We start from the raw sequence: 24,084 nt of genomic DNA, 5'->3' as shown, positions 1-24,084 counted from the left end.
CTGCTGCCGCGTCGCACTCACAGCCGCTTGACCCCCTTGATGCGTCCGGCCCGGGCCACGCGTGCCCGCGCGGTCTTCATCCGCAGCCCGCCGCGCTGTCGGCCGATGCGCAGGCCGGTGCCGCCGGAGAGCCAGCCGGAAGAGATGTCGGGGCTCTGGGCGGCGGCGTTGGTGTCGGCCAGCGGGTCGTTGTCGGCGCGCCGGGCGAGCGCCATGACGCCGGGGACGACGAACGGCGTGAGCAGCAGGTCGTACAGGGCGGCCGTGAACAGCAGGCTGGGCAGGCCGACGTGGCGGGCGGCGGTGTCGCCGACCAGGGCGCCGACGCCGGCGTAGAGCAGGGTGGTGCCGACGGCGGCGGCGACGACCACGACCATGGGGCCGGTGGCCGACCTGAGCCGGCCGTTGTCCGGTTTGGCGAGTCCGGCGAGGTAGCCGATGACGCAGAGCACCAGGGCGTAGCGTCCGGCCGCGTGGTCGGCGGGCGGGGCGAGGTCGGCGAGGAGTCCGGCGCCGAAGCCGACGAGGGCGCCGCCGACGTGGCCGTAGACCAGGGCGAGGCCGAGGACGGTGAGCAGCAGCAGGTCGGGGACGGCGCCGGGCAGGTGGAGGCGGGCGAGAACGCTGACCTGGATCACCAGGGCGACGACGACCAGGGCGACGGACAGCAGGATCCGGTTGACGCGCATGGGGTGAGAACTCCTACTGCTCGGTCTGCTCGTTCTGCTCTGTCTGGTCGTTCTGCTGTGACTGCTGGTCCTGGAGCGACTGCTCGTCCTGGAGCGACTGCTCGTCCTGGCCGTTCTGCGTCTGGCCCTCGGGGTCGGCACCGGCGGACGGGGTCGCGGTGACCGTCACCGTCGGGGTGGGCTTCGGCTTCGACTTCTCCGGGAGCACCGTGTCGCGCGGGTCCTTCTGCGGCGCCTGGACGACGACGCCGATGATGTCGAGCTTGGTGAAGCTGACGAACGGCGTGACTTCGAGGATGCGGGTCAGGTCGCCGCCGTTGGGGTCGACGCGGGAGACGGTGCCGACGGGTACGCCGGGCACGAAGGGCTTGTCGGCCTGGGAGCCGAAGGTGACCAGCCGGTCGCCCTTCTTGACGTCGGCCTTGCCGTTGAGGAGTTCGACCCGCAGCGGGCGGCTGCCCTGTCCGGCGGCGAAGCCGAGTTCGTCGCCGGACTCCATCCGGGTGCCGACGGTGAAGTCCGGGTCGTTGGCGAGCAGCACGGTGGCGGTGTTGGGGCCGACGGTGGTGACGCGTCCGACGAGGCCGTCGCCGTTGAGGACGGTCATGTCGCGCTTGATGCCGTCGTTGGCACCGACGTCGATGGTGATGGTCCACGAGAAGCCCTGGGCGGCTCCTATGGCGATGACCTGGGCGCCCTTGATCCCGTACTGTCCGGCGCCGGCCAGTCCGAGCATCTTGTCGAACTGCTGGAGGCGGCTGCGGCCGCGTTCGTCGCTGCCGAGTTTCGCCTTCAGGGCCGCGTTCTGCGTCTCCAGTTCGGCGAGGCGGTCGTGCCGGTCGCCGGAGTCGCGGATCGCGGAGACCGCGTTGCCCACCGGATCGACCGCGGAGGAGACCCCGTTCTCGATCGGACCGAAGACGTTGGCCGCGGCCTGCCGGGCACCGTCGACCGGCGAGTCCTCCCCACCGCGGATGTCCACCGTGATCAGCGCGAACGCGACGGCGATCAGCAGTACCAGGAGCAGCCGGCTCTCTTTCGTGTCCCTCACGTGCGGCGGCCGTGCCTTCCTCGTCGAAATTCGGGAATCTCGGAATTTACGTGGCGGTGTTCAGGAATTCAGGTGATGCGGTACTTCGCGGTACGTGCGGTGCATCGGGCGCTTCACGTACGTCTGGTACCGGAACCCTCTATATCAACGATCCGCCGCACGAGAGGAGATCGTCTCGTACGGCGGAACCGAAGTGTTACGTCATCTGCGGGGCGAGGCGTCCAGCACCTGCTGGAGCGCCTCGAACTCCTCGACGCACTTGCCGCTGCCGAGCGCCACGCTGTCGAGCGGGTCCTCCGCGATGTGGATCGGCATGCCGGTCTCCCGGCGCAGCCGCTCGTCGAGCCCGCGCAGCAGCGCGCCGCCGCCGGTCAGGACGATGCCCCGGTCCATGATGTCGCCGGACAGTTCCGGCGGACACTTGTCGAGGGTCGTCTTGACGGCGTCGACGATCGCGTTGACCGGCTCCTCGATCGCCTTGCGCACTTCGGCGGCGGAGATGACGACGGTCTTGGGCAGGCCGGAGACCAGGTCCCGGCCGCGGATTTCGGTGTGCTCGTCGGAGTCGAGGTCGTACGCGGAGCCGATCGTGATCTTGATCTGTTCGGCCGTGCGCTCACCCAGCAGAAGGCTGTACTCCTTCTTCACGTGCTGGATGATCGCGTTGTCCAGCTCGTCACCCGCGACGCGGATGGACTGGGCCGTGACGATGCCGCCGAGCGAGATGACCGCGACCTCCGTGGTGCCGCCGCCGATGTCCACCACCATGTTGCCCGTGGCCTCGTGGACCGGCAGGCCGGAGCCGATGGCCGCGGCCATGGGCTCCTCGATGATGTGCACCTGCCGGGCGCCGGCCTGGGACGACGCCTCGATGACGGCGCGGCGCTCGACGCCCGTGATGCCCGAGGGCACACAGACGACGACCCGCGGACGAGCCAGATACCGCCGCTTGTGGATCTTCAGGATGAAGTAGCGGAGCATCCGCTCGGTGATCTCGAAGTCGGCGATGACGCCGTCCTTCAGCGGACGCACGGCAACGATGTTGCCGGGCGTGCGCCCGATCATCTTCTTCGCTTCGGCGCCGACCGCGAGGATGCCACCGGTGTTGGTGTTGATCGCGACGACGGACGGCTCGTTGAGTACGATCCCGCGACCCCTGACGTACACCAGCGTGTTGGCGGTCCCGAGGTCGACAGCCATGTCACGGCCGATGAACGACATTGAGTTCCCCATCAGGATTCGACTGGCCTTCCCAGGAGCTTTTGAGGGCTTTTCAGGTAGGCGAAGTGGGTGCAGTGACGCGTGGAGGCTTCTATCGTAGACGCGCTTTCGCGAACACTGCGCGAGGGTCTTCGCCATTGTCAGCAGATGGCGCACCGCCTCGCTTGTGGAGACGGGCCAACGGTGGCATCCGTTCCCCCGATCAGGCGCGCATATGCCATGGGGCGGCCGCTTTCGACGCGACCGCCCCCTGCTCCGCCTGGGCCGTTCGACTGACGGGCTGTCAGAAAAAAGATGTCTGGCGGGTCCCGGAGTGGACTCAGACCCGGCCCGGGAAGAAGATCTTCAGCTCGCGCTCGGCGGACTCCTCGGAGTCGGAGGCGTGGATCAGGTTCTCCCTCACGATCACGCCGTAGTCACCGCGGATGGAGCCGGGGGCGGCGGCGATCGGGTCGGTCGGGCCGGCCAGCGCGCGCACGCCCTCGATGACCCGCTCGCCCTCGACGACCAGGGCGACGACCGGGCCGGACGCCATGAACTCGACCAGCGGCTCGTAGAAGGGCTTGCCCTTGTGCTCGCCGTAGTGCTGCTCCAGGGTCTCGGCGTCCAGGGTGCGCAGTTCCAGCGCGGTGATCTGCCAGCCGGCCTTGCGCTCGATACGGCTGATGATCTCGCCGGTCAGGCCACGACGGACGGCGTCGGGCTTGAGGAGGACGAGGCTGCGCTGCGTCACGAGGGGCTCCCTTGCAGTGTGCGGTTGTGCGGGTGATGACTGAGGTTACCGGGCGTGTCGCGGCGCCGGTCACGCAGCGTCAGGCGGTGGCGGGGAGGCCCGCTCAGGCGGCGTCGGGCGCGGCCGCCTCGGCCTGGGCGGCGAATCTCGCCTTGGCCTCGTCGATCTTCCGCCCGTAGTGCACGGAGGCCCACCACAGGGCGGCGAAGGCGACGCCCAGGAAGAACATCGCCGGGACGACGAAGCCGGAGGCGATCAGGGCGATCTGGAGCGCCCAGCCGAGGGCGACGCCGCCCGGCCGGGTCACGGCGCCGCACAGCGCCACGCACAGGAACATGGCGATGCCGCAGACCGTCCACACCGTCCCCGTGGACAGGTCCGGGTCCTTCATCGCGACCAGGCCGGCGAAGCCGATCACGAAGACCTCGCCGATCAGAGTGGAAGCACAGAGCGTACGCACGGTGTCTCAGCCCCTCCCCAGGAGCAGTCGGGCCTCGCCGACGGTGATGACGGAACCGGTGACGAGGACACCGCCGCCCGAGAACTCGCCCTCCTCCTCGGCCAGCGTGATCGCGGCCTCCAGGGCGTCCGGCAGCCGCGGCTCGACCTGGACGCGGTCCTCGCCGAAGACCTCGACGGCGATCCCGGCCAGTTCGTCGGCGTCCATCGCGCGGTGGCTGGAGTTCTGGGTGACGACGACCTCGGCGAAGACCGGCTCGAAGGCCTCCAGGAAGCCCCGCACGTTCTTGTCGCCGCTCGCGCCGACCACGCCGATGAGCCGGCTGAACTCGAAGGCCTCGCCGACGGCCTCCGCGGTGACCCGGGCGCCGGCCGGATTGTGCGCGGCGTCGAGCACCACGGTCGGCGAGCGCCGCACCACCTCCATCCGTCCGGGCGAGGCGACGGCGGCGAACGCCTTGCGGACGGTGTCGACGTCCAGCGGCTCGGGACGCTGCGCCCCCACGCCGAAGAACGCCTCGACGGCGGCCAGCGCGACGGCGGCGTTGTGCGCCTGGTGGGCGCCGTGCAGCGGCAGGTAGACCTCGGGGTACTCGCCGCCGACGCCGCGCAGGGTCATCAGCTGCCCGCCGACGGCGACCTGCCGGGAGACGACGCCGAACTCCAGGCCCTCGCGGGCGACGGTGGCGTTGACGTCCACGGCCTTCTTCAGCAGCACCTGCGCCGCGTCCACCGGCTGCTGGGCCAGGATCACGGTGGCGTCCTGCTTGACGATGCCGGCCTTCTCGGTGGCGATCTCGCCGGGCGTCTCGCCCAGGCGGTCGGTGTGGTCCAGGTCGATGGGGGTGACGACGGCGACGTCCCCGTCGATGACGTTGGTCGCGTCCCAGGAGCCGCCCATCCCGACCTCGACGACGGCGACGTCCACGGGCGCGTCGGCGAAGGCGGCGTACGCCATGCCGGTCAGCACCTCGAAGAAGGACAGCCGGTACTCCTGCTGGGCGTCCACCATCTCGACGTACGGCTTGACGTCCTCGTACGTCTCCACGAACCGCTCGGCGGAGACCGCGGCGCCGTCCAGGCTGATCCGCTCGGTGATGGACTGCACGTGCGGCGAGGTGTAGCGACCGGTGCGCAGCTCGAAGGCGCCGAGCAAGGCCTCGATCATGCGGGCGGTGGAGGTCTTGCCGTTCGTCCCCGTGATGTGGATGGAGGGGTACGAGCGCTGCGGGTCGCCCAGTACGTCCATCAGCGCGGCGATCCGGGCGACGGACGGCTCCAGCTTGGTCTCGCCCCAGCGGGTCGCCAGCTCCGCCTCGACCTCGCGCAGGGCCTTGTCCACCTCGGGGTCCTCGGGGCGCCCGGGCACGTCGGCCTGCGGGGGGCCGCCCTGGGTGCGCAGGGTGCGGCTGCCGGCCTCGATGACGGCGAGGTCGGGGTCGCGGGTGGTCTCCGCCGCGATGATCTGCTCGAAGGAGTCGGTGGGGTCGTCTGCGGGGTCGGGCTGGTCGTTCTCGCCGGGGTTGTCACTCACGGGTCCCAGTCTACGGAGGTCGCCCGCGGCGGGGTGGCTGAGGTCCCGTGGCGTGGGACGGCCCGTCGTGGCTTGTCGCGCAGTTCCCCGCGCCCCTTGGGGGCGCGAAGGCCCCCGGCGCTTGCATGCGCCGGGGGCCTTCGTTCGCGTACCTGCGTTTACTCCTGCGGCAGCTTCTCCAGCTGGGTCCGGATGCGGGTGATGTCCTCGTCCGCCTTGGCCAGGCGGCCGCGGATCTTGTCGACCACGTTGTCCGGGGCCTTGGCCAGGAACGCCTCGTTGCCGAGCTTGGCGGTGGCCTGGGCCTTCTCCTTCTCGGCGGCGGCGAGGTCCTTCGCGAGCCGCTTGCGCTCGGCGGCGAAGTCGATCACGCCGGAGAGGTCGAGGGAGACCTCGACGCCCGCGACCGGGAGCGTGGCCGTCGCGGTGAAGGCGTCGCCCTCCGGCTGGAGGCGCAGCAGCTGGCGGACGGCCGCCTCGTGGGCCGCGAGGGGGCTGCCCGCGAGCGTCAGCCGGGCCGGGACCCGCTGGCCGGGCTGGAGGCCCTGGTCGGCGCGGAAGCGGCGGACCTCGGTGATCACCGACTGGACGGTCTCGATCTCCCGCTCGGCGCCGGCGTCCCGGAATCCGGAGTCGGTCGGCCACTCGGCGATCACGACGGACTCACCGCCCGTGAGGGTGGTCCACAGGGTCTCCGTGACGAAGGGGACGACCGGGTGGAGGAGGCGCAGCGTGACGTCCAGGACCTCGCCCAGGACGCGCTGGGAGACCTCGGCCGCCTCACCGCCGGCCTGGAACGTCGTCTTGGACAGCTCGACGTACCAGTCGAAGACCTCGTCCCAGGCGAAGTGGAACAGGGCGTCGGAGAGCTTCGCGAACTGGTAGTCCTCGTAGTACGCGTCGACTTCGGCGACCACCGAGTTGAGCCGGGACAGGATCCAGCGGTCGGTGGACGACATCCGCGAGGCGTCCGGGAGCGGGCCCTCGACCGTCGCGCCGTTCATCAGCGCGAAGCGGGTGGCGTTCCAGATCTTGTTGGCGAAGTTCCGGGAGCCCTGGACCCAGTCCTCGCCGATCGGGACGTCGGTGCCCGGGTTGGCGCCGCGCGCGAGGGTGAAGCGGAGCGCGTCGGAGCCGTACTTGTCCATCCAGTCCAGCGGGTTGACGACGTTCCCGAAGGACTTGGACATCTTCTTGCCGTTCTGGTCACGGACCATGCCGTGCAGGGCGATGGTGTGGAACGGCGGGGTGCCGTCCATCGCGTAGAGGCCGAACATCATCATCCGGGCGACCCAGAAGAAGAGGATGTCGTAGCCGGTGACCAGGACGGAGTTCGGGTAGAACTTCGCGAGCGACTCGGTCTGCTCGGGCCAGCCGAGCGTGGAGAACGGCCACAGGCCGGAGGAGAACCACGTGTCGAGCACGTCGTTGTCCTGCGTCCAGCCCTCGCCGGTCGGCGCCTCGTCGTCGGGACCGACGCAGACGACCTCGCCGCTGGGCCCGTACCAGACGGGGATGCGGTGGCCCCACCACAGCTGGCGCGAGATGCACCAGTCGTGGAGGTTGTCGACCCAGTCGAAGTACCGCTTCTCCATCTCCTGCGGATGGATCTTGACCTTGCCGTCGCGGACGGCGTCGCCGGCCGCTTTGGCCAGCGGGCCGACCTTGACCCACCACTGCATGGACAGGCGCGGCTCGATGGTGGTCTTGCAGCGCGAGCAGTGGCCGACGCTGTGGACGTAGGGCCGCTTCTCGGCGACGATCCGGCCGTCGGCGCGCAGCGCGGCGACGATGGCGGAGCGGGCCTCGAGGCGGTCCAGGCCCTGGAAGGGGCCGTGGGCGGTGATGACGGCGTGCTCGTCCATGACCGCGATGGCGGGCAGGTCGTGGCGCCGGCCGATCTCGAAGTCGTTCGGGTCGTGGGCGGGCGTCACCTTGACGGCGCCGGTGCCGAACTCGGGGTCGACGTGCTCGTCGGCGACGACGGGGATCGAGCGGTCGGTGAGCGGCAGCTTGATGAGCTTGCCGATCAGGTGCTTGTACCGCTCGTCCTCGGGGTGGACGGCGACGGCCGTGTCACCGAGCATCGTCTCCGCGCGGGTGGTGGCGACGACGATGGTGTCGTCCCCCTCCCCGTACTTCATGGAGACCAGCTCGCCGTCGTCGTCCTGGTACTCGACCTCGATGTCGGAGATCGCGGTCAGGCAGCGCGGGCACCAGTTGATGATGCGCTCGGCGCGGTAGATCAGTTCGTCGTCGTAGAGCCGCTTGAAGATGGTCTGGACGGCCTGGGAGAGGCCCTCGTCCATCGTGAAGCGCTCACGGGACCAGTCGACGGCGTCGCCGAGCCGGCGCATCTGCCCGCTGATCTGGCCGCCGGACTCGCCCTTCCACTGCCAGACGCGCTCGACGAACGCCTCCCGGCCCAGGTCGTGCCGGGACTTGCCCTCCTTCGCCAGCTCCCGCTCGACGACGTTCTGCGTGGCGATGCCGGCGTGGTCCATGCCGGGCTGCCACAGCGTCTCGTACCCCTGCATGCGCTTGCGGCGGGTCAGGGCGTCGATGAGCGTGTGCTCGAAGGCGTGCCCGAGGTGCAGGCTGCCGGTGACGTTCGGCGGGGGGATGACGACGGTGTACGGAGGCTTCTCGCTCTTGGCGTCGGCCTCGAAGTAACCCCGTTCCACCCAGCGCTCGTACAGCTGCTCCTCTACCTCGGCCGGCGCGTACTGGGTCGGCAGTTCGGTGCTGGGGGCTGGCTGCGGCTGCTGAGAGTTCTCGGTCACGGGGGTCAGTTTAAGGGCGTCACGGCCGTGTCCCGAAACGCGTTTCCTTTGTAACGGTGCGCCCCCCGGTGACCTGCGCACGCCAGGTCTGAGTCAGGATGTCGGCATCACGTAAGCATCTGGAGGGGAACCCAGGAATGTCTCACAACCAGCCGGGCCCGTACGGCGGGCAGCCCCAGCAGCCCGGACCGTACGGCCAGCCGGGCCCGTACGGCCAGCAGCCGCCGCAGGCCCCCCAGCCCGGCTACGGCTACCCCCAGCAGACGCCTCCCCCTCAGCCGGGTTACGGCTACCCGCAGCAGCAGGGCGGCGTCCCGCCGCAGACCCCTCCCTACGGCCAGCAGCCGCCCTACGGCCAGCAGCCCTACGGCATGCCCCAGCCCCCGGCGCCGGGCGGCGGCAAGAAGAAGACCGGCCTGATCATCGGCGCGGTGGCGGTCGTGGCGGCCATCGGCGTGGGCGCGTACTTCGTGCTGGGCGGGGGCGGCGGCGCGGGCGGCCTGGAGGACGACGGCGCGCACAAGCTGACGACGCCGGCGACGGTCCTGGGCGACTACACGCGTGCCGGTGACGAGTCCGCGCCCTCCTCCGACAGCGACGCGGAGGACCTCGCGAAGACCGGGATCGAGGACGGCAAGGGGGTGACCGGGTTCTACTCCACCGCGGACCTGAGCGACTACGACCCCTCGGACCCGAGCACCCAGCCCGACGCCTCGGAGATGGCGACGGCCAAGGGCATCACCTTCATCGGCGGCTACGGGAAGATCTCCGACCCCGAGGCGACGCTCGACAAGTTCTTCGCGGAGTTCAAGAAGCAGTCGGAGAAGAGTTCTTCGTCCGGCAGCGGCACCGGGGGCAAGGTGGTCGGTGAGCCCGAGTCGGTCGACCTCGACGGGGCGGTCATGAAGTGCCAGGGGGTCGAGGGCACCAACCAGCTGACCAAGAAGGAGAAGACCGACTGGATCTGCGCGTGGGCCGACTACAGCACCGCCGCGGTCGTCTCCCCCGGGGACGCCACCAAGGGCATCACGAAGGACGTCGCGGTGGACGTCACCACCAAGCTCCGCAAGGAGATCCGCGTCAAGGCCTGAGCCGGGCGGAACAGCGGAAGGGGCCCCGGTCGAGTCGACCGGGGCCCCTTCGGCTGCGTCGTACGCGCGGCGGTTACGCCGTCTTCTGCTCGCCCGAGCCGCGCCCCCGCGAATCACGGGGGATCAGCGTCGGGTTGACGTTGGAGAGGACCACGTCGGCGGTGATGACGACGCGGGCGACGTCCTTGCGGGACGGGACCTCGTACATCACGCCCTGGAGGACCTCCTCCATGATGGCGCGCAGGCCGCGGGCGCCGGTCTGGCGGAGGATGGCCTGGTCGGCGATGGCCTCCAGGGCCTCGCGCTCGAAGTCCAGCTCCACGCCGTCGAGTTCGAAGAGGCGCTCGTACTGCTTGACGAGGGCGTTGCGCGGCTCGACCAGGATCTGGAGCAGGGCCTCGCGGTCGAGGTTGTGGACCGAGGTGATGACCGGGAGCCGGCCGATGAACTCGGGGATCATGCCGAACTTGACCAGGTCCTCCGGCATGACCTGCTCGAACTGGTCCTTGGACTCGATCTCCCGCTTGGAGCGGATCTGCGCGCCGAAGCCGATACCCTTGGCACCCGCCCGGCCCTCGATGATCTTCTCCAGGCCGGCGAAGGCACCGCCCACGATGAACAGGACGTTCGTCGTGTCGATCTGGATGAACTCCTGGTGGGGGTGCTTACGGCCGCCCTGCGGCGGGACGGAGGCGGTGGTGCCCTCCAGGATCTTCAGCAGGGCCTGCTGGACGCCCTCGCCCGACACGTCGCGCGTGATGGAGGGGTTCTCACTCTTCCGCGCGACCTTGTCGATCTCGTCGATGTAGATGATCCCGGTCTCGGCCTTCTTGACGTCGTAGTCGGCGGCCTGGATCAGCTTCAGCAGGATGTTCTCGACGTCCTCCCCGACGTACCCCGCCTCGGTGAGCGCCGTGGCGTCGGCGATCGCGAAGGGGACGTTCAGCATGCGCGCCAGGGTCTGCGCGAGGAGGGTCTTGCCGGAGCCCGTGGGGCCCAGCAGGAGGATGTTGGACTTGGCCAACTCGATGGCGTCCTCGCGGCCTTGGGCGCCGCCGTTCTCGCCGGCCTGGACCCGCTTGTAGTGGTTGTACACCGCGACGGAGAGGGCCTTCTTGGCCGCCTCCTGGCCGACCACGTAGCCCTCGAGGAACTCGTAGATCTCGCGGGGCTTCGGAAGCTCCTCCCAGCGCACCTCGCTGGTCTCCGCGAGCTCTTCCTCGATGATCTCGTTGCAGAGATCGATGCACTCGTCGCAGATATAGACACCGGGCCCTGCGATGAGCTTCTTGACCTGCTTCTGGCTCTTGCCGCAGAACGAGCACTTGAGCAGATCGCCGCCGTCACCGATGCGTGCCACGGTGTGCTTCCCCTTCGCCTGGGAGACTCCTGGACGTCGACCTGACGTCGACGTGCAGCGGACTCCTGGTGCTGCCTTATGTCCGACGGTACCTTGCCGGGCCCCCCGTCCGGGCCCCCCTTGGCACGGTTCGCTTTGACGTGAACCGCGTCAAACCGTGCCAAGGAGCGGCAGACGATACAGCCTCCCGCCTAGCGGAGAGAGGAGTTGTCCATCTTCCGGGTGGTGATGATCTGGTCGATCAGGCCGTAGCTCAGCGCGTCCTCGGCCGTGAGGATCTTGTCGCGCTCGATGTCCTCGCGGATCTTCTCGACCGGCGTGGTGGAGTGCTTGGCCAGCATCTCCTCCAGCTGCGAGCGCATCCGGAGGATCTCGTTGGCGGCGATCTCCAGGTCGGAGACCTGACCGCGGCCGGTCTCGCTGTACGGCTGGTGGATCAGCACGCGGGCGTTCGGGAGCGCCATGCGCTTGCCCGGGGTGCCGGCGGCCAGCAGGACGGCGGCGGCGGAGGCGGCCTGGCCCATGCAGACCGTCTGGATGTCCGGCTTCACGTACTGCATCGTGTCGTAGATGGCCGTGAGCGCCGTGAAGGAGCCGCCGGGGCTGTTGATGTAGACCGAGATGTCCCGGTCGGGGTCCATCGACTCCAGGCACAGCAGCTGCGCCATGACGTCGTTGGCGGAGGCGTCGTCGATCTGGACGCCGAGGAAGATCACGCGCTCCTCGAAGAGCTTCGCGTACGGGTCGTACTCGCGCACGCCCTGCGAGGTGCGCTCGACGAAGCGCGGGATCACGTAGCGGGACTCGGCGGACGGGCCGGTGTACTCGGCACGCGAGCGGTCGTACAGGCCGCTGCCGGGGAAGTCGTTCACAGTGTCTCCTGTAAAGGGGCTGAGGCGGTCGGCTCGGGGCGGGGGATGGCTCAGGCGCCCGTGCCGCCGCCGCCCGGCATGCCGGCGGCGGTGGGGATCACGTCGTCGATGAGGCCGTACTCCTTGGCCTCGAAGGCGTCGAACCAGCGGTCGCGGTCCGAGTCGCGGGTGATCTGCTCGACCGACTGGCCGGTGTGCTGAGAGGTCAGCTCGGCCATGCGCTTCTTGGTGTGCAGCAGCCGCTCGGCGTGGATCTTGATGTCCGAGGCCGAACCGGCGAGGCCGGCGGACGGCTGGTGGATCAGGATCTCGGCGTTCGGGAGCGCGAAGCGCTTGCCCGGGGTGCCCGCGCTGAGCAGGAACTGCCCCATGGAGGCCGCGAGGCCCATCGCGATCGTCACCACGTCGTTCTTGATGAACTGCATGGTGTCGTAGATCGCCATGCCGGCCGTGATCGAACCGCCCGGGCTGTTGATGTACAGGAAGATGTCCTTGTCCGGGTCGGCGGCAAGGAGCAGCAGCTGTGCGGTGATCTTGTTGGCAATGTCGTCGTCGACCGGCTGGCCGAGGAAGATGATCCGCTCGCCGAGCAGCCGGTTGTAGACCTGGTCGCCGAGGCCACCACCGATCGAGGGCTCGCCGGCGGCTGAGGGCATCAGATTCGTCACGTATCCACCTGCTCGTCTTACGACGGCGCCGGGCCGTCTCACGTTTCCCTGCGGGGCTGGAGCCGCTTTCGGGGACTCCCCTGCCCTCGTATTCATGGACCCTAACGCGGTGGGCCTGCGGCGCCATCCCGGTTCTGCGGGTGTTCGCCGGGGGCGTAGCGCCGTGGCAGGTCCTGCTGGTCGCCGGGTGCCCCGTCGTGGTGGCCCGCGCCCGCGCGGCGGAGCCGCACATCGACACAGCCCCGCGCCCCTGAGGGGGCTGTCCAGCCGTACGCGAAAGGGCCCCGGCGTTGGTCGTCCGGGGCCCTTTCTGCGTCCGTCTGGGGAAGCCGCGAGGGTCAGCCCTCGGTCTTCTCCTCGGCCTTCTCGTCACCCGACTCGGTGGACTCGGCGGACTCGGCGGCGGCCTCCGTCTCCTCCTCCTCGTCGTCCAGGTCGACGATCTCGCCGTTGGTGTCCTTGACCGTGGCCTTCTCGACCACGGCGGCCAGGGCCTTGCCGCGGGCGACCTCGCCGACGAGGAGCGGGACCTGGCCCTGCTCGACGACGGCCTGGGCGAACTGGTCGGGGGACATGCCGGAGGAGGAGGCGCGGCGCATGAGGTGCTCGGTCAGCTCTTCCTGGCTGACGTTGAGCTTCTCCTGCTTGACCAGCTCGTCGAGGACGAACTGGGTCTTGATGCCCTTGACCGCGGCCTCACGGGTCTCGGTCTCGAACTCCTCGGCCGTCTTGCCCTGGAGCTCCAGGTACTTCTCCAGGTCGAGACCCATCTGGCCGAGCTGGTGGTGCTCGAGGTTGTGCTTACGGGTGTTGACCTCGTCCTCGAGGAGCTTCTCGGGGACGGGGACCTCGACCAGTTCGAGCAGCTTGTCCAGCACGCGCTCCTGGGCCTGCGTGGCCTGGTCGTACTGCTTCATGTTGGCGAGGCGCTTGCGGCTGTCGGCGCGCAGCTCCTCCAGCGTGTCGAACTCCGACGCGAGCTGCGCGAAGTCGTCGTCCAGCTCGGGCAGCTCGCGCGCGGCGACCTGGCTGACCTTGACGGTCACCCGGGCCTCCTTGCCGGCCCCCGAGCCGCCCTTGAGCTCGGAGGTGAAGGTGGTCTCGCCACCGGCCTCCAGGCCCGTCACGGCGTCGTCGATGCCTTCCAGCAGCTCGCCGGAGCCGATCGTGTAGGAGACGCCGTCGGCGACGCCGTCCTCCAGGACCTCGCCGTCGACCTCGGCCCGCAGGTCGAGGGTGACCACGTCGCCCTCGGCGGCGGCGCGCTCGACCGGGGAGGTGGAGGCGAAGCGCTCACGCAGCTGCTCCACCGACTTCTCGACGTCCTCGTCGGAGACGTCGACGGCGTCGACCTCGACCTCGATGCCGGAGTAGTCCGGGATCTCGACGGTCGGGCGGACGTCGACCTCGGCGGTGAAGTTCAGCGTCTCGCCGTCCTTCAGCTCCGTGATGTCGACCTCGGGCTGGCCGAGCGGGTTCAGCTCGGCCTCGTTGACCGCGTCGGTGTAGAACTTGGGAAGCGCGTCGTTGACCGCCTCCTCCAGCACCGCACCGCGGCCGAACCGCTGGTCGATGACCCGGGCCGGGATCTTGCCCTTGCGGAAGCCCTTCACCGTGACCTGCTGGTTGATCTTCTTGTACGCCGCGTCGAGGCTGTCCTTGAGCTCCTCGAAGGGCACCTCGACAGTGAGCCGAACCCGGGTCGGGTTCAGGGTCTCCACGGCGCTCTTCACGGTTCGGTCTCCTTGGTGGCTGACTTCTTGGGTTCTGCCGGAGCCAGAGCGGCATCCGGCAAATTTCGCCGCCCGGAGACTTCAGACGCTGAGACACACGGGCGTGCAGCTTGCATAGTAACGGCAGCGACTACACGGCCCAAAAGGCGATCACCGGCGCTCGTGCGCGGGGGATCCTCAGGTGATCGGCCGAGGTGGTCGGGGTGGCGGGATTTGAACCCACGGCCTTCCGCTCCCAAAGCGGACGCGCTACCAAGCTGCGCCACACCCCGTCTGGTGCGACACGTAGGGTACATGCCGCCGGGGGCCGGGTACCGCAGAGTTTCCGGTGCGTCCGTCCGGACCGGCGCGGACCGGAAGGGGTGTGCGGTGAGGGGGAAGGACCCGCTACGATGCCTTCAGTGCCGCGGTCACCGACCTGCGGCGCGTGCTGTGCGGGCGTAGCTCAATGGTAGAGCCCTAGTCTTCCAAACTAGCTACGCGGGTTCGATTCCCGTCGCCCGCTCCATACGGCTCAGGGTCAGGTCGAGGATCATTCCTCCGCCTGGCCCTGAGCCGTTCCCAGGGGTCCCGGCCGGACCCGTCGGACGAAACGGACGGTGAGAGCCCTGGACGGCATATCGAACGCGGGCGCCACCGGCGCGCGCCGGTGGGACGGCAGCCCGGGGCCTCGCGCGTCCCTCCTGGCGTCGCTGGTGATCGCGCTGCTGCTGGCTGCGCTGTCGGCGCTGGTGGCGCTTCCGGCGGCCCAGCACCTGCGCTCCCTCCAGGACGGCGTGCGGGCGCGCGCGACGCTGCATACGGACGGCGCGTGCATGGCGGGCAAGTGCCGCGTCGAGTTCGAGGCCGGCGGACGGACCGTGGTGGCGGATCTGCCCGTGGGCAGCGGCGGCGGCAAGAGTTCCGCAGGCAGCTCACTGACCGTCCGGTACCAGGCTGACGATCCGCACGTGGTAGCCCGTGAGGCCGATGTCGGGGGCGGCGGGGCAGCCGTACTGGCCGTGATGTCGGGCGCAGGCGCCCTGTTCTTCCTGGTGCTCTCGGCGGTCGCGGCCGTGTTCGTGGCGCGGCAGCGGCGGCGGCAGCCCTCCTGACCCTCCCCGGTCGGCTTCTGCCGGGTCGGGCCCGGAGGCGGTTCCCTAGAACTGGATCGAGTTGATCGTGTCCGCTATCGAGTTCAGGAACCGCTGGATGTCGTCGGCCATGCCGGTCGAGGCCAGGAAGAAGCCGAAGAGGACGGCGACGATCGCCGGCCCCGCCTTGATGGAGCCTCCCCGGAGCAGCACCACCAGGATGATTGCCAACAGCAGCACCACTGACAGCGAAATGGCCACAACTGATCACACCCTCGGTCGGTCCGCTCTCCCGGCCCGGAGGTGCCGCACCGCACACCCCCGCCAGAACCATCGTGCCACCAACCGGGCCCCGCTATGCGGCGGGTGACACATCGTCCGGCCGGCTCCGGGTGTCCCGCTGCCCCGCACGGACGGGCTCACTCGAAGATCACACCCCGTATGTGAATTCGAGAGGTCACCCGTACGGGGAATTCCAGCCGGTTCGTTTCCATACACACACATCGCGTTCGCAGATATTTCGAATTGTCGCGGCGGCCACAGCTCCGGCTCCATCACAGGGAGATCACAGGATCACCCACGGGCCCCGTAAGCGCATTGAAGGGGACATTCCGGCGAGGTCGCCCGCCGGTCTTATGCGGCGTTTAGTCAGGATGTGTCATGACAAGTGGGGTGCGACCACGGCCCGTCGGAGCAGGGCGTACCCAGCTATGTGGGTGCCGTCACGCGAACGGCGGCGTCAACTTCCATGAAATGCGGGGTACCCGACAGGCATGCGGGAGCCGAATGCAGGAATGACGTCGAGGGTTTTACGGAATCACAGAGAGAACGCTAGGGTGCCTCAGATGTTCTACGCTGCCCCGTCCCCCACCAGAGCAGCGAGGTCCTGTGACGACTCGCCGAGTTTCCGGCGGGGGGTTGCATGACTAGCTCGCTGCGATCGCACGGTGACCGGAAGACGCCGTCCCCTCCGGACCAGCAGACCCAGCGCCCTCAGCCGGGCCGCCAACGTGACGCGTTCTTCGACAACGCCAAGTACCTGGCGATCGTGCTGGTCGGCGTCGGTCACGCCTGGGGACAGATCCTGGACGGGAACCGGACCGTGGAGACCCTCTACCGGGTCCTGTACACGTTCCACATGCCGGCGTTCATCGTCATCTCCGGCTATTTCTCGCGCAGTTTCGACCTGAGCCCCAAGCGGGTCAAGCGGCTGATCACGGGTGTCGCCGTCCCGTACCTGGTGTTCGAGGTCGTGTACACGCTGCACCGCCGCTTCAGCGAGGACCCGCAGAGCGACTTCAGCCTGCTGGACCCCACCTACCTGCTGTGGTTCCTGTGCGCGCTGTTCGTCTGGCGGCTGACCACGCCGATCTGGCAGACGGTCCGCTGGCCGCTGCCGATCGCGCTCGCCATCGCCGCGGCGGCGTCCGTGACGCCCAGCGTCGGGAACGACCTGAACATGCAGCGGGTGCTCCAGTTCCTGCCCTGCTTCGTGCTGGGCCTCGTGCTGCGACCCGAGCACTTCCAGCTGGTGCGCCGCCGTTCGGTGCGGATCGCGGCCGTGCCGGTCGTCGCGGCGGCCGTGGTCGTCGGCTGGTGGTCGGTGCCGCGCATGGAGACCGGCTGGTTCTACCGCAACGAAGCGATGACGGACACGGGCCTGCCCTGGTGGTCCGGTGCGATCGTCACCCTCGCGCTCTTCGGCTGCTCGGTCGTGCTGACCGCCTGCTTCTTCGCCTGGGTGCCGGGCCGCCGCATGTGGTTCACGGCGCTCGGCGCGGGCACGATCTACGGCTACCTGCTGCACGGCCTCCTGGTGAAGGAGGGCAGCTACACGGAGTGGTTCAAGCAGCCCCTGCTGGACCAGCCGCTCGGCGAGATCGGCCTCACCGTCCTCGGTGCCACCGTCGTCACCCTGTTCTGCACCAAGCCGGTCCAACGGGCCCTGCGGTTCGTCGTGGAGCCCAGGATGGACTGGGCGTTCAGGCACGATCCGGGTGCGGCCGCCCGGGGACGCAAGGAACAGGAGAAGAAGACCGAGCCGGCCGACGCGCGCGAGGCGACCGCGCCGAACAGGGCCGGTGAGAAGGTCTCCGTCTAGCGACGGGTGACGCGGCCCGTTCCGCCCCGGCCTCAGGCACCCGGTTCGGCCAGACCGAGAAGTGCGCGCATCCGCGTGTACTTCTCGGTCAGCCGTGTGCGGGTGGCCGCGTCGAGGACCGCGAGGCGGGCCGGGTCGGCGTTGTGCGCCAGGTCCGCCGCCTTGACCAGGGCCGCGCCGGGCGTGGCCAGGATCCGTGCCGCGTACGCCTCGGGCGCCTCGCCCGGCCGTCTGGTGAGGGCGAGGACGATGTCCTTGGTACGGCGGCTCAGCGCGGCCTCGCGCAGCCATTGCCCGGAGAGCGCGTCGTCCTCGACAGCGTCGTGCAGCCAGGCCGCCGCGATCTGCTCGTCGTCCCCGCCGCGCCGCCGCACGCCGACGGCCACGGCCTCCAGGTGTTCGGCGTACGGCCGGCCCGCCTTGTCTGTCTGTCCGGCGTGGGCGGCGCGGGCGAGGGCCTCGACCTCGGCCGGGGTGAGCATGGGGGTGGACTGTGGGGTGCGTGAGGGCAGAGGGGACACGGGTCCACTGTGTCAGCCTGCCGTCGGCGGCGCCGACTGGGGCGTCAGTCCCTCCCGGCTGATCAGCAGGAGCGCCCGGTCGTCGTTGACGTCCTTGGCCACCGCCTCGATCAGATGCCAGGCGGCACCGTGGAAACCGCCCGCGACATAGCGGTCGGCCTCACCGGTGAGCCGGTCGATGCCCTCGGAGATGTCCCGGTCGGAGGTCTCCACCAGGCCGTCCGTGAAGAGCATCAGCACGTCTCCGGGACGCAGCGAGCCCTTCACCTGGTCGAACTGCGCCCCGTCGTACACGCCGAGGAGCGGTCCGTCGGCCGACTTCTCCTCCCAGCGGCCGGTGCCCGCGCTGAGCTGGAGGCCCGGCGGATGTCCGGCGGAGTACAGCTCGTAGTCGCCGGAGTCGAGGTCGAGGACGAGGTGGATGGAGGTGGCGAAGCCCTCGTCCCAGTCCTGGCGCAGGAGATAGCCGTTGGCGGCGGGAAGGAAGGCGTGCGGGGGCAGGCTGCCCAGCAGTCCGCCGAAGGCGCCCGACAGCAGCAGGGCGCGGGAGGCCGCGTCCATGCCCTTGCCGGAGACGTCGGTGAGGACCACCTCGAGCGTCCGGCCGCCGTTGGTGCGGGCGGCGACGACGAAGTCGCCGGAGAAGGACTGGCCGCCGGCCGGGCGCAGTGCCATCTCGCGGTGCCAGCCGGCCGGCAGCTGGGGCAGCTTGCTCTGGACGCGGATGCGTTCGCGCAGGTCGAAGAGCATGGTGCCGCCGCGCCGCCAGGGCACGCCGACCCGGCTGCGGAACTGGGCGACGAGCAGTCCGAAGAAGCCGCAGGCCGCGACGGTCAGGACCACGCCGGGGGTGACCCGTGAGGGGCCCTCGGTGTACGGGCCGAGCTGCACCGACTCCACGATCAGCGCCGTGGCGGCCGCCGCGTACAGGCCGAGCAGGCTGGCCGGGCGGAGCAGCAGGCCGCCCGCGACGATCGGGATGACCAGCGCGGCGGGGGCGCACCACACGGAGTTCATCATCGTGGTGGCCGCGATGACGGGGATCGTGAGCATCAGCCCGGCGAGCGCGATCCAGTCCGAGCCGTCGCCGCGGAAGTAGTCGACGGCGGATCGGCGCACGCCGACGCGGGCCCGGTGCCACTGCTTCTTCCACCGGGCCGTGAACGTCTCGGCCGCCGCGCGCCGCTGTCGTCCTGCTGTCATTAGTTCGGGACCCTATCCATCGGACCGGCCGCTTGGCACGGGAGGTCCCACTTGTCCCCCGTCCGAGGCCCGACTTCACAGTGAACTTCACGAACGGCCTCCGCGCCGCAACCCCGCGGAAATTGTCTCGCTCCGCTCCGTACCGCCCTGGTACGCATGCTGCATGGGACGCTCCACGGGCAACGAAGGCGACGACATGGCTACCGAGCTGCGGGTACTGCGGCCTGACGAATGGGACATCTGGTACGGGTCGCTGCTCCGTGCCTTCGGCGGGATCCCGGAATCGGCCGAGGTGCTGGCCCTGTACCGGGAGCTGACGCGGGTCGAGCGCTCGATCGGCGTGTGGGACGGCGACGCGTGTGTCGGTACGGCGGGGGCGTTCGACTTCCGGCTGACCGTGCCGGGCGGTGCGGCGGTGGCCGCGGCCGGCGTGACGATGGTGAGTGTCGCCGCCACGCACCGGCGGCGGGGTGTGCTCACGTCGATGATGCGGCGGCAGCTGGACGACGTACGGTCCTGGGGCGAGCCGCTGGCCGTACTGACCGCCTCCGAACCGGCGATCTACGGCCGGTTCGGGTACGGCGCCGCGACCTTCCAGGTCAACGCGGAGATCGACACGGACCGGGTCCGGCTGTCGGTGCCGCCGGGCACGGATGACGTACGGCTCGCGTACGCGGCGCCCGCCGACGTGCTCGACGCGTGCGAGGCGGTGTACGCCCGGCAGGTTCCCGGGCGGCCCGGGATGCCGGCCCGGCTGCCGGGCTGGGAGCGGCTGGGGCTGCTCGATCCGGAGAAGGAACGGGAGGGTGCCTCGCCCTTGCAGTGCGTGGTCGCCCGGCGGGACGGCGAGGTCACCGGGTACGCGCGGTTCCGGGTGCGGCCGGACTGGGAGCCCGCGGGACCCAAGGGCACGGTGGTGCTGGACGAGCTGGCGGGGCTGGACGCGGCGACCGAGGCGGCGCTGTGGCGCTTCCTCTTCGACATCGACCTGACCTCGACGCTGACGGCGCGGGGACGTCCGGTCGACGAGGCGTGGCAGTACCAGGTGTCCGACATCCGGCGGTGCCGGCCGACGCTGCGGGACGCGCTGTACGTGCGCCTGGTGGACGTGGGGACGGCGCTGGCGGCGCGGACCTACCAGGCGCCGGTGGACGTGGTGTTCGAGGTCGAGGACGCCTTCTGCCCCTGGAACGAGGGGCGTTGGCGGCTGAGCGGCGACGGCAAGGGCGCGTCCTGCGAGCGTACGTCCGACGCGGCGGATCTGGCCCTGTCCGTACGGGAGTTGGGCGCGGCCTACCTCGGGGGCGTGAGCCTGGCCTCGCTGGCCGCGGCCGGGCGGGTGCGGGAGGTGCGGTCCGGGGCGCTGACGGAGGCGTCGGTGGGGTTCGGGTCGCCGGTCGTGCCGTGGCTGCCGCACGGGTTCTGAGGGCGGTGCCCTACCGCTTCTGACAGGTGGGGCACCAGAAGAGGTTGCGGGCGGCGAGGTCCGCGGTGCGGATCGCGTCGCCGCACAGGTGGCAGGAGAGGCTGGCCCGGCGGTAGACGTAGACCTCGCCGCCGTGGTCGTCGACGCGGGGCGGGCGGCCCATGGCCTCGGGGGTGTGCTCGGGCCGGACGGTGTCGATGCGGTTGTTGCGCACGCCCTCGCGCATGAGGACGGTGAGGTCGTGCCAGATGGTGTCCCACTCGGCGGGGGTGATGGCCTTGCCGGGGCGGTACGGGTCGATGCCGTGGCGGAAGAGGACCTCGGCGCGGTAGACGTTGCCGACGCCGGCGATGACCTTCTGGTCCATGAGCAGGGCGGCGATGGTGGTGCGGCTGCGGGAGACGCGGCGGTAGGCGGCCTGCGGGTCGGCGTCCGGGCGCAGGGGGTCGGGGCCTAGGCGGTCGTGTATCGCCCGCTTCTCCGGGTCGGTGATCAGGGCGCAGGTGGTGGGGCCGCGGAGGTCGACGTACGCGGTGTCGTTCGCGAGGCGGAGGCGGACGGTGTCCGTGGGCGGGGGCGCCGGGGTCTTGCCGAAGGTGACCTTGCCGAAGAGGCCGAGGTGGATGTGGACCCAGTCGGCGGGCTCGGCGGGCTCATCGGCGCCGAAGCCGAGGAAGAGGTGCTTGCCGTGGGCCTCGGTGCGGACGAGGGAGGCGCCGGTGAGGAGGGCGGCGGAGTCGGCGAACTTGCCCTGGGGGCTGGTGACGCGGACTGCCGTCCGGGCGAAGGCGGCGGCGTAGTCCTGGGCCAGCCGGTGGATGGTGTGCCCCTCTGGCACGGTGCCTTTTCCTTTCCTTGCCTTGGCCCACCCGCCCACCCGACTCGGTTGGTCGAGAGGCGGGACTCGTCCCGGGGCTCCGCCCCGGCCCCCGGCGGGGACTCCGTCCCCTGCACCCCTGGGGTACGTACCCCGGGCGCTGCTTCCGGCACCCCGAGCCCAGGTTCCGGAACCCCGGGCGCACGTTCCGAAACCCCGGGCGCACGTTCTGGCACCCCGGGGCTCGGGTTCCGAAACCCCGGGCGCACGTTCCGGAACCCCGGACGTCCATTCCGGCACCCCGGGGCTCAGGTTCCAGCACCCCGGGCGCACTTTCCAGCACCCCGGGGCCCAGGCCCCAGCACCCCGAGCACACCTTCCAGCACCCCAGGGCCCAGGCCTCGGCACCCCGAGCGCGCGTTCCGGCGCCCCAGGGCCCAGGCCTCAGCACCCCGGGCGCGCGTTCCGGCGCCCGGGTGCCGCGGGGCGCCGCCCCCGGCGTGCCCGCACCGACGCACCCGCGCCGGGGAACGGCACCGTCTCAGGCGCCCCGCGCTACTGCTGCGGGTGGTGTGCGGGGATCGGCGGGAGGTCGCCCGTGGTCTCGTAGGACGCGAGCATGTCGATGCGGCGGATGTGGCGCTCGTCGCCGGAGAACGGCGTGGCGAGGAAGGTCTCGACGAACTTCGTCGCCTCGTCCCGCGTGTGCATGCGGGCGCCGACCGCGACGACGTTGGCGTCGTTGTGCTGGCGGCCGAGAGCGGCCGTCTCCTCGCTCCAGGCCAGCGCCGCGCGCACGCCCTTCACCTTGTTCGCGGCGATCTGCTCGCCGTTGCCGGAGCCGCCGATCACGATGCCGAGGGCGCCGGGCTCGGCGGCCGTCCGCTCGGCGGCGCGGAGGCAGAAGGGCGGGTAGTCGTCCTGGGCGTCGTAGATGTGCGGGCCGCAGTCGACGGGGTCGTGGCCCGCCGCCCTGAGCCAGTCGACGAGGTGGTTCTTGAGTTCGAAGCCCGCATGGTCCGAGCCGAGATACACGCGCATGCGACGAGTGTGACATGCGCCCTAGGGGAGGGCCCTGTCGGGTGTCAGCCTTGCAATCGCCGGGTGAAACTATGGAACCTCAGGCAAAGCTCAAGTAACGATCCGGATTCAGAGGTTCCCCAATCCGTTCACCTCCGTTTCACTGGTCCGGCTCGTACACCGCTCGTACGGGAAAGTGCTCGACCGGCGCAAAGGAAGACCTCCCCCCATGACTTCGCAGCCGACCTTGACCAAGCCCGAGGAGGGGCCCGCGGGGCCCGGAGAACCCGGGCCCGGGCTTCAGGCAGGGCTCAAGAACCGCCATCTGTCGATGATCGCCATCGGCGGTGTCATCGGAGCCGGACTCTTCGTCGGCTCCAGCTCGGGAATCGCCACCGCGGGCCCCGGCATCCTCCTCTCCTACGCCCTCGTCGGCACGCTCGTGGTGCTGGTGATGCGGATGCTCGGGGAGATGTCCGCCGCCAACCCCACCTCCGGCTCCTTCTCCGCGCACGCCGACCGGGCGATCGGCCCCTGGGCCGGTTTCACCATCGGCTGGCTCTACTGGTTCTTCTGGGTCGTCGTCCTGGCCGTGGAGGCGACCGCCGGGGCGGTGATCCTCGAAGGCTGGATACCGGCCGTGCCCCAGTGGGGCTGGGCCCTGATCGTGATGGTCGTCCTGACCGCCACCAACCTCGTCTCCGTCGGCTCCTACGGCGAGTTCGAGTTCTGGTTCGCCGGGATCAAGGTCGTCGCCATCGCCGCGTTCATCGTCGTCGGCGGGCTGGCCGTCTTCGGGCTGCTGCCCGGCGCCGACACCGACCAGGCGGGACTGGCCAACCTGACGGAGCACGGCGGGTTCCTGCCGAACGGGGCGGGCGCGATCCTGACCGGTGTACTGCTCGTCGTCTTCTCCTTCATGGGCAGCGAGATCCCCACGCTGGCCGCCGGTGAGTCCGAGGACCCGCAGCGCGCCGTCACCAAGGCGACCAACAGCATCATCTGGCGTATCGGCGTCTTCTACCTGGGCTCCATCTTCGTCGTGGTCGCGCTGCTGCCGTGGGACTCGCAGTCGATCGTCGACAAGGGCTCGTACGTGGCCGCCCTGGACTCGCTCGGCATCGCGAACGCCGGTCAGATCATGAACTTCATCGTGCTGACCTCGGTGCTCTCCTGCCTGAACTCCGGGCTCTACACGGCCTCCCGCATGGCCTTCTCGCTCGGCCGGCGCGGTGACGCGCCGAAGGCCTTCGCCCGCACGACCTCGCAGGGCGTGCCCCGGACGGCGATCCTCGTGTCCGTGGTGTTCGGCTTCGTCGCCGTCTTCTTCAACTACGAGTTCCCGGACTCCGTCTTCCTCTTCCTCGTCAACTCCTCGGGCGCCGTGGCCCTCTTCGTCTGGCTGGTGATCTGCCTCTCGCAGCTGCGGATGCGGAGGATCATCGAGGCGGAGGCGCCGGAGAAGCTGGTGGTGCGGATGTGGCTGTTCCCGTACCTGACCTGGGTGGCCGCCGCCGTCATCGTCTTCGTGCTCGGCTACATGCTCACCGACACCGAGAACAACGGGCGCACGACCGTGCTGCTGTCCCTGCTCGTCGCGGCGCTCGTCATCGTCGTCGCCCTCGTCAAGCAGCGGATGACCGCGCGGAAGAACGTCGCCGACAAGGCCGTCGCCGAGAAGGGCTGACCGGCCGCCCGGACCCGGGACACGAAAGAGGCCCGCCCGGTC

The 24,084-nt window shown here is 70.1% G+C and carries 21 protein-coding genes and 2 tRNA genes; 6 read left to right on the top strand and 17 right to left on the bottom strand.

Annotated elements, in window-relative coordinates:
- Positions 1 to 17: 17 nt before the first annotated feature.
- The 7 genes from mreD to ACFW01_RS01820 form a co-directional block, all read right to left on the bottom strand.
- Positions 18 to 689 (bottom strand): rod shape-determining protein MreD, encoded by a 672-nt coding sequence (gene mreD / locus ACFW01_RS01850; RefSeq protein ID WP_125493040.1) that lies wholly within the window; start codon positions 687 to 689, stop codon positions 18 to 20.
- Between the two features lie 13 nt (positions 690 to 702).
- Positions 703 to 1,740 (bottom strand): rod shape-determining protein MreC, encoded by a 1,038-nt coding sequence (gene mreC, locus ACFW01_RS01845; RefSeq protein ID WP_384502156.1) that lies wholly within the window; start codon positions 1,738 to 1,740, stop codon positions 703 to 705.
- A gap of 201 nt (positions 1,741 to 1,941) precedes the next feature.
- Positions 1,942 to 2,961 carry a rod shape-determining protein gene (locus tag ACFW01_RS01840; protein WP_007449816.1) on the bottom strand — a complete coding sequence of 340 codons (1,020 nt, stop codon included), beginning with the start codon at positions 2,959 to 2,961 and terminating at the stop codon, positions 1,942 to 1,944.
- A 319-nt stretch (positions 2,962 to 3,280) separates the two neighbouring features.
- Entirely contained in the window at positions 3,281 to 3,694 is a 414-nt protein-coding gene (gene ndk, locus ACFW01_RS01835; RefSeq protein ID WP_064727869.1) for a nucleoside-diphosphate kinase, read from the bottom strand.
- 103 nt (positions 3,695 to 3,797) lie between these two features.
- Positions 3,798 to 4,154 (bottom strand): DUF4233 domain-containing protein, encoded by a 357-nt coding sequence (locus ACFW01_RS01830; protein ID WP_125493043.1) that lies wholly within the window; start codon positions 4,152 to 4,154, stop codon positions 3,798 to 3,800.
- 6 nt (positions 4,155 to 4,160) lie between these two features.
- Positions 4,161 to 5,687, bottom strand: a complete 1,527-nt coding sequence (locus ACFW01_RS01825; protein ID WP_384502153.1) for a bifunctional folylpolyglutamate synthase/dihydrofolate synthase — start codon at positions 5,685 to 5,687, stop codon at positions 4,161 to 4,163.
- 158 nt (positions 5,688 to 5,845) lie between these two features.
- Positions 5,846 to 8,470, bottom strand: a complete 2,625-nt coding sequence (locus ACFW01_RS01820; RefSeq protein ID WP_384502151.1) for a valine--tRNA ligase — start codon at positions 8,468 to 8,470, stop codon at positions 5,846 to 5,848.
- Positions 8,471 to 8,607: 137 nt separating this feature from the next.
- Here ACFW01_RS01820 and ACFW01_RS01815 point away from each other — a divergent pair, with 137 nt between their 5' ends.
- On the top strand, positions 8,608 to 9,561 hold the full coding sequence (locus ACFW01_RS01815) for a hypothetical protein (RefSeq protein WP_384502149.1): 954 nt from the start codon (positions 8,608 to 8,610) through the stop codon (positions 9,559 to 9,561).
- A 73-nt stretch (positions 9,562 to 9,634) separates the two neighbouring features.
- Here the strand turns inward: ACFW01_RS01815 and clpX are convergent, their stop codons facing one another.
- From clpX to ACFW01_RS01790, 5 genes are all read right to left on the bottom strand, one after another.
- On the bottom strand, positions 9,635 to 10,921 hold the full coding sequence (gene clpX, locus ACFW01_RS01810) for an ATP-dependent Clp protease ATP-binding subunit ClpX (RefSeq protein WP_122620118.1): 1,287 nt from the start codon (positions 10,919 to 10,921) through the stop codon (positions 9,635 to 9,637).
- Between the two features lie 191 nt (positions 10,922 to 11,112).
- Entirely contained in the window at positions 11,113 to 11,793 is a 681-nt protein-coding gene (locus ACFW01_RS01805) for an ATP-dependent Clp protease proteolytic subunit (RefSeq protein ID WP_122620117.1), read from the bottom strand.
- Between the two features lie 50 nt (positions 11,794 to 11,843).
- Positions 11,844 to 12,449 (bottom strand): ATP-dependent Clp protease proteolytic subunit, encoded by a 606-nt coding sequence (locus ACFW01_RS01800; RefSeq protein WP_064731751.1) that lies wholly within the window; start codon positions 12,447 to 12,449, stop codon positions 11,844 to 11,846.
- A 350-nt stretch (positions 12,450 to 12,799) separates the two neighbouring features.
- Positions 12,800 to 14,194: a trigger factor gene (tig, locus tag ACFW01_RS01795; RefSeq protein ID WP_384502147.1), complete on the bottom strand. Its 1,395-nt coding sequence runs from the start codon at positions 14,192 to 14,194 to the stop codon at positions 12,800 to 12,802.
- Between the two features lie 195 nt (positions 14,195 to 14,389).
- Positions 14,390 to 14,466, bottom strand: a tRNA-Pro gene (locus ACFW01_RS01790).
- Positions 14,467 to 14,628: 162 nt separating this feature from the next.
- Here ACFW01_RS01790 and ACFW01_RS01785 point away from each other — a divergent pair.
- A tRNA-Gly gene (locus ACFW01_RS01785) sits at positions 14,629 to 14,702 on the top strand.
- A gap of 91 nt (positions 14,703 to 14,793) precedes the next feature.
- Positions 14,794 to 15,288: a hypothetical protein gene (locus ACFW01_RS01780; RefSeq protein ID WP_384502145.1), complete on the top strand. Its 495-nt coding sequence runs from the start codon at positions 14,794 to 14,796 to the stop codon at positions 15,286 to 15,288.
- A 45-nt stretch (positions 15,289 to 15,333) separates the two neighbouring features.
- On the opposite strand, the gene ACFW01_RS01775 is transcribed toward ACFW01_RS01780, so the two are convergent.
- Positions 15,334 to 15,528, bottom strand: a complete 195-nt coding sequence (locus ACFW01_RS01775) for a hypothetical protein (protein ID WP_053130833.1) — start codon at positions 15,526 to 15,528, stop codon at positions 15,334 to 15,336.
- A gap of 661 nt (positions 15,529 to 16,189) precedes the next feature.
- On the opposite strand from ACFW01_RS01775, the gene ACFW01_RS01770 reads away from it, so the two are divergent.
- Complete coding sequence (locus ACFW01_RS01770) at positions 16,190 to 17,368, top strand: acyltransferase family protein (protein WP_234960331.1); 1,179 nt, start codon at positions 16,190 to 16,192, stop codon at positions 17,366 to 17,368.
- 32 nt (positions 17,369 to 17,400) lie between these two features.
- On the opposite strand, the gene ACFW01_RS01765 is transcribed toward ACFW01_RS01770, so the two are convergent.
- Together ACFW01_RS01765 and ACFW01_RS01760 are read right to left on the bottom strand one after the other, a co-directional pair.
- Complete coding sequence (locus tag ACFW01_RS01765) at positions 17,401 to 17,850, bottom strand: HD domain-containing protein (RefSeq protein ID WP_384502235.1); 450 nt, start codon at positions 17,848 to 17,850, stop codon at positions 17,401 to 17,403.
- Between the two features lie 51 nt (positions 17,851 to 17,901).
- Entirely contained in the window at positions 17,902 to 19,092 is a 1,191-nt protein-coding gene (locus ACFW01_RS01760) for a PP2C family protein-serine/threonine phosphatase (protein ID WP_384502142.1), read from the bottom strand.
- A 196-nt stretch (positions 19,093 to 19,288) separates the two neighbouring features.
- Here ACFW01_RS01760 and ACFW01_RS01755 point away from each other — a divergent pair, with 196 nt between their 5' ends.
- A complete protein-coding gene (locus tag ACFW01_RS01755; protein ID WP_384502234.1) occupies positions 19,289 to 20,518 on the top strand; it encodes a GNAT family N-acetyltransferase in 1,230 nt (409 codons plus the stop codon).
- A 10-nt stretch (positions 20,519 to 20,528) separates the two neighbouring features.
- Here ACFW01_RS01755 and ACFW01_RS01750 read toward each other — a convergent pair whose 3' ends face one another.
- A complete protein-coding gene (locus ACFW01_RS01750; RefSeq protein ID WP_384502140.1) occupies positions 20,529 to 21,356 on the bottom strand; it encodes an Fpg/Nei family DNA glycosylase in 828 nt (275 codons plus the stop codon).
- 534 nt (positions 21,357 to 21,890) lie between these two features.
- Positions 21,891 to 22,376 carry a ribose-5-phosphate isomerase gene (locus tag ACFW01_RS01745; protein WP_352153278.1) on the bottom strand — a complete coding sequence of 162 codons (486 nt, stop codon included), beginning with the start codon at positions 22,374 to 22,376 and terminating at the stop codon, positions 21,891 to 21,893.
- Between the two features lie 208 nt (positions 22,377 to 22,584).
- On the opposite strand from ACFW01_RS01745, the gene ACFW01_RS01740 reads away from it, so the two are divergent.
- Positions 22,585 to 24,042 carry an amino acid permease gene (locus ACFW01_RS01740; protein ID WP_234960327.1) on the top strand — a complete coding sequence of 486 codons (1,458 nt, stop codon included), beginning with the start codon at positions 22,585 to 22,587 and terminating at the stop codon, positions 24,040 to 24,042.
- Positions 24,043 to 24,084 lie beyond the last annotated feature (42 nt).

The sequence above is a fragment of the Streptomyces sp. NPDC058985 genome, assembly GCF_042740985.1.
Taxonomy (GTDB): Bacteria; Actinomycetota; Actinomycetes; order Streptomycetales; family Streptomycetaceae; genus Streptomyces.
This window is presented reverse-complemented; position numbering and strand designations above follow the sequence as displayed.

What these genes read in the sequence shown, in the direction of transcription:
- mreD (WP_125493040.1), bottom strand. Translation starts at nt 689, where the DNA reads ATGCGCGTCAACCGGATCCTGCTGTCCGTCGCCCTGGTCGTCGTCGCC.
- ACFW01_RS01840 (WP_007449816.1), bottom strand. Translation starts at nt 2,961, where the DNA reads ATGTCGTTCATCGGCCGTGACATGGCTGTCGACCTCGGGACCGCCAAC.
- ACFW01_RS01815 (WP_384502149.1), top strand. Translation starts at nt 8,608, where the DNA reads ATGTCTCACAACCAGCCGGGCCCGTACGGCGGGCAGCCCCAGCAGCCC.
- ACFW01_RS01800 (WP_064731751.1), bottom strand. Translation starts at nt 12,449, where the DNA reads ATGCCCTCAGCCGCCGGCGAGCCCTCGATCGGTGGTGGCCTCGGCGAC.
- ACFW01_RS01770 (WP_234960331.1), top strand. Translation starts at nt 16,190, where the DNA reads ATGACTAGCTCGCTGCGATCGCACGGTGACCGGAAGACGCCGTCCCCT.
- ACFW01_RS01765 (WP_384502235.1), bottom strand. Translation starts at nt 17,850, where the DNA reads ATGCTCACCCCGGCCGAGGTCGAGGCCCTCGCCCGCGCCGCCCACGCC.
- ACFW01_RS01760 (WP_384502142.1), bottom strand. Translation starts at nt 19,092, where the DNA reads ATGACAGCAGGACGACAGCGGCGCGCGGCGGCCGAGACGTTCACGGCC.
- ACFW01_RS01755 (WP_384502234.1), top strand. Translation starts at nt 19,289, where the DNA reads ATGGCTACCGAGCTGCGGGTACTGCGGCCTGACGAATGGGACATCTGG.
- ACFW01_RS01745 (WP_352153278.1), bottom strand. Translation starts at nt 22,376, where the DNA reads ATGCGCGTGTATCTCGGCTCGGACCATGCGGGCTTCGAACTCAAGAAC.
- ACFW01_RS01740 (WP_234960327.1), top strand. Translation starts at nt 22,585, where the DNA reads ATGACTTCGCAGCCGACCTTGACCAAGCCCGAGGAGGGGCCCGCGGGG.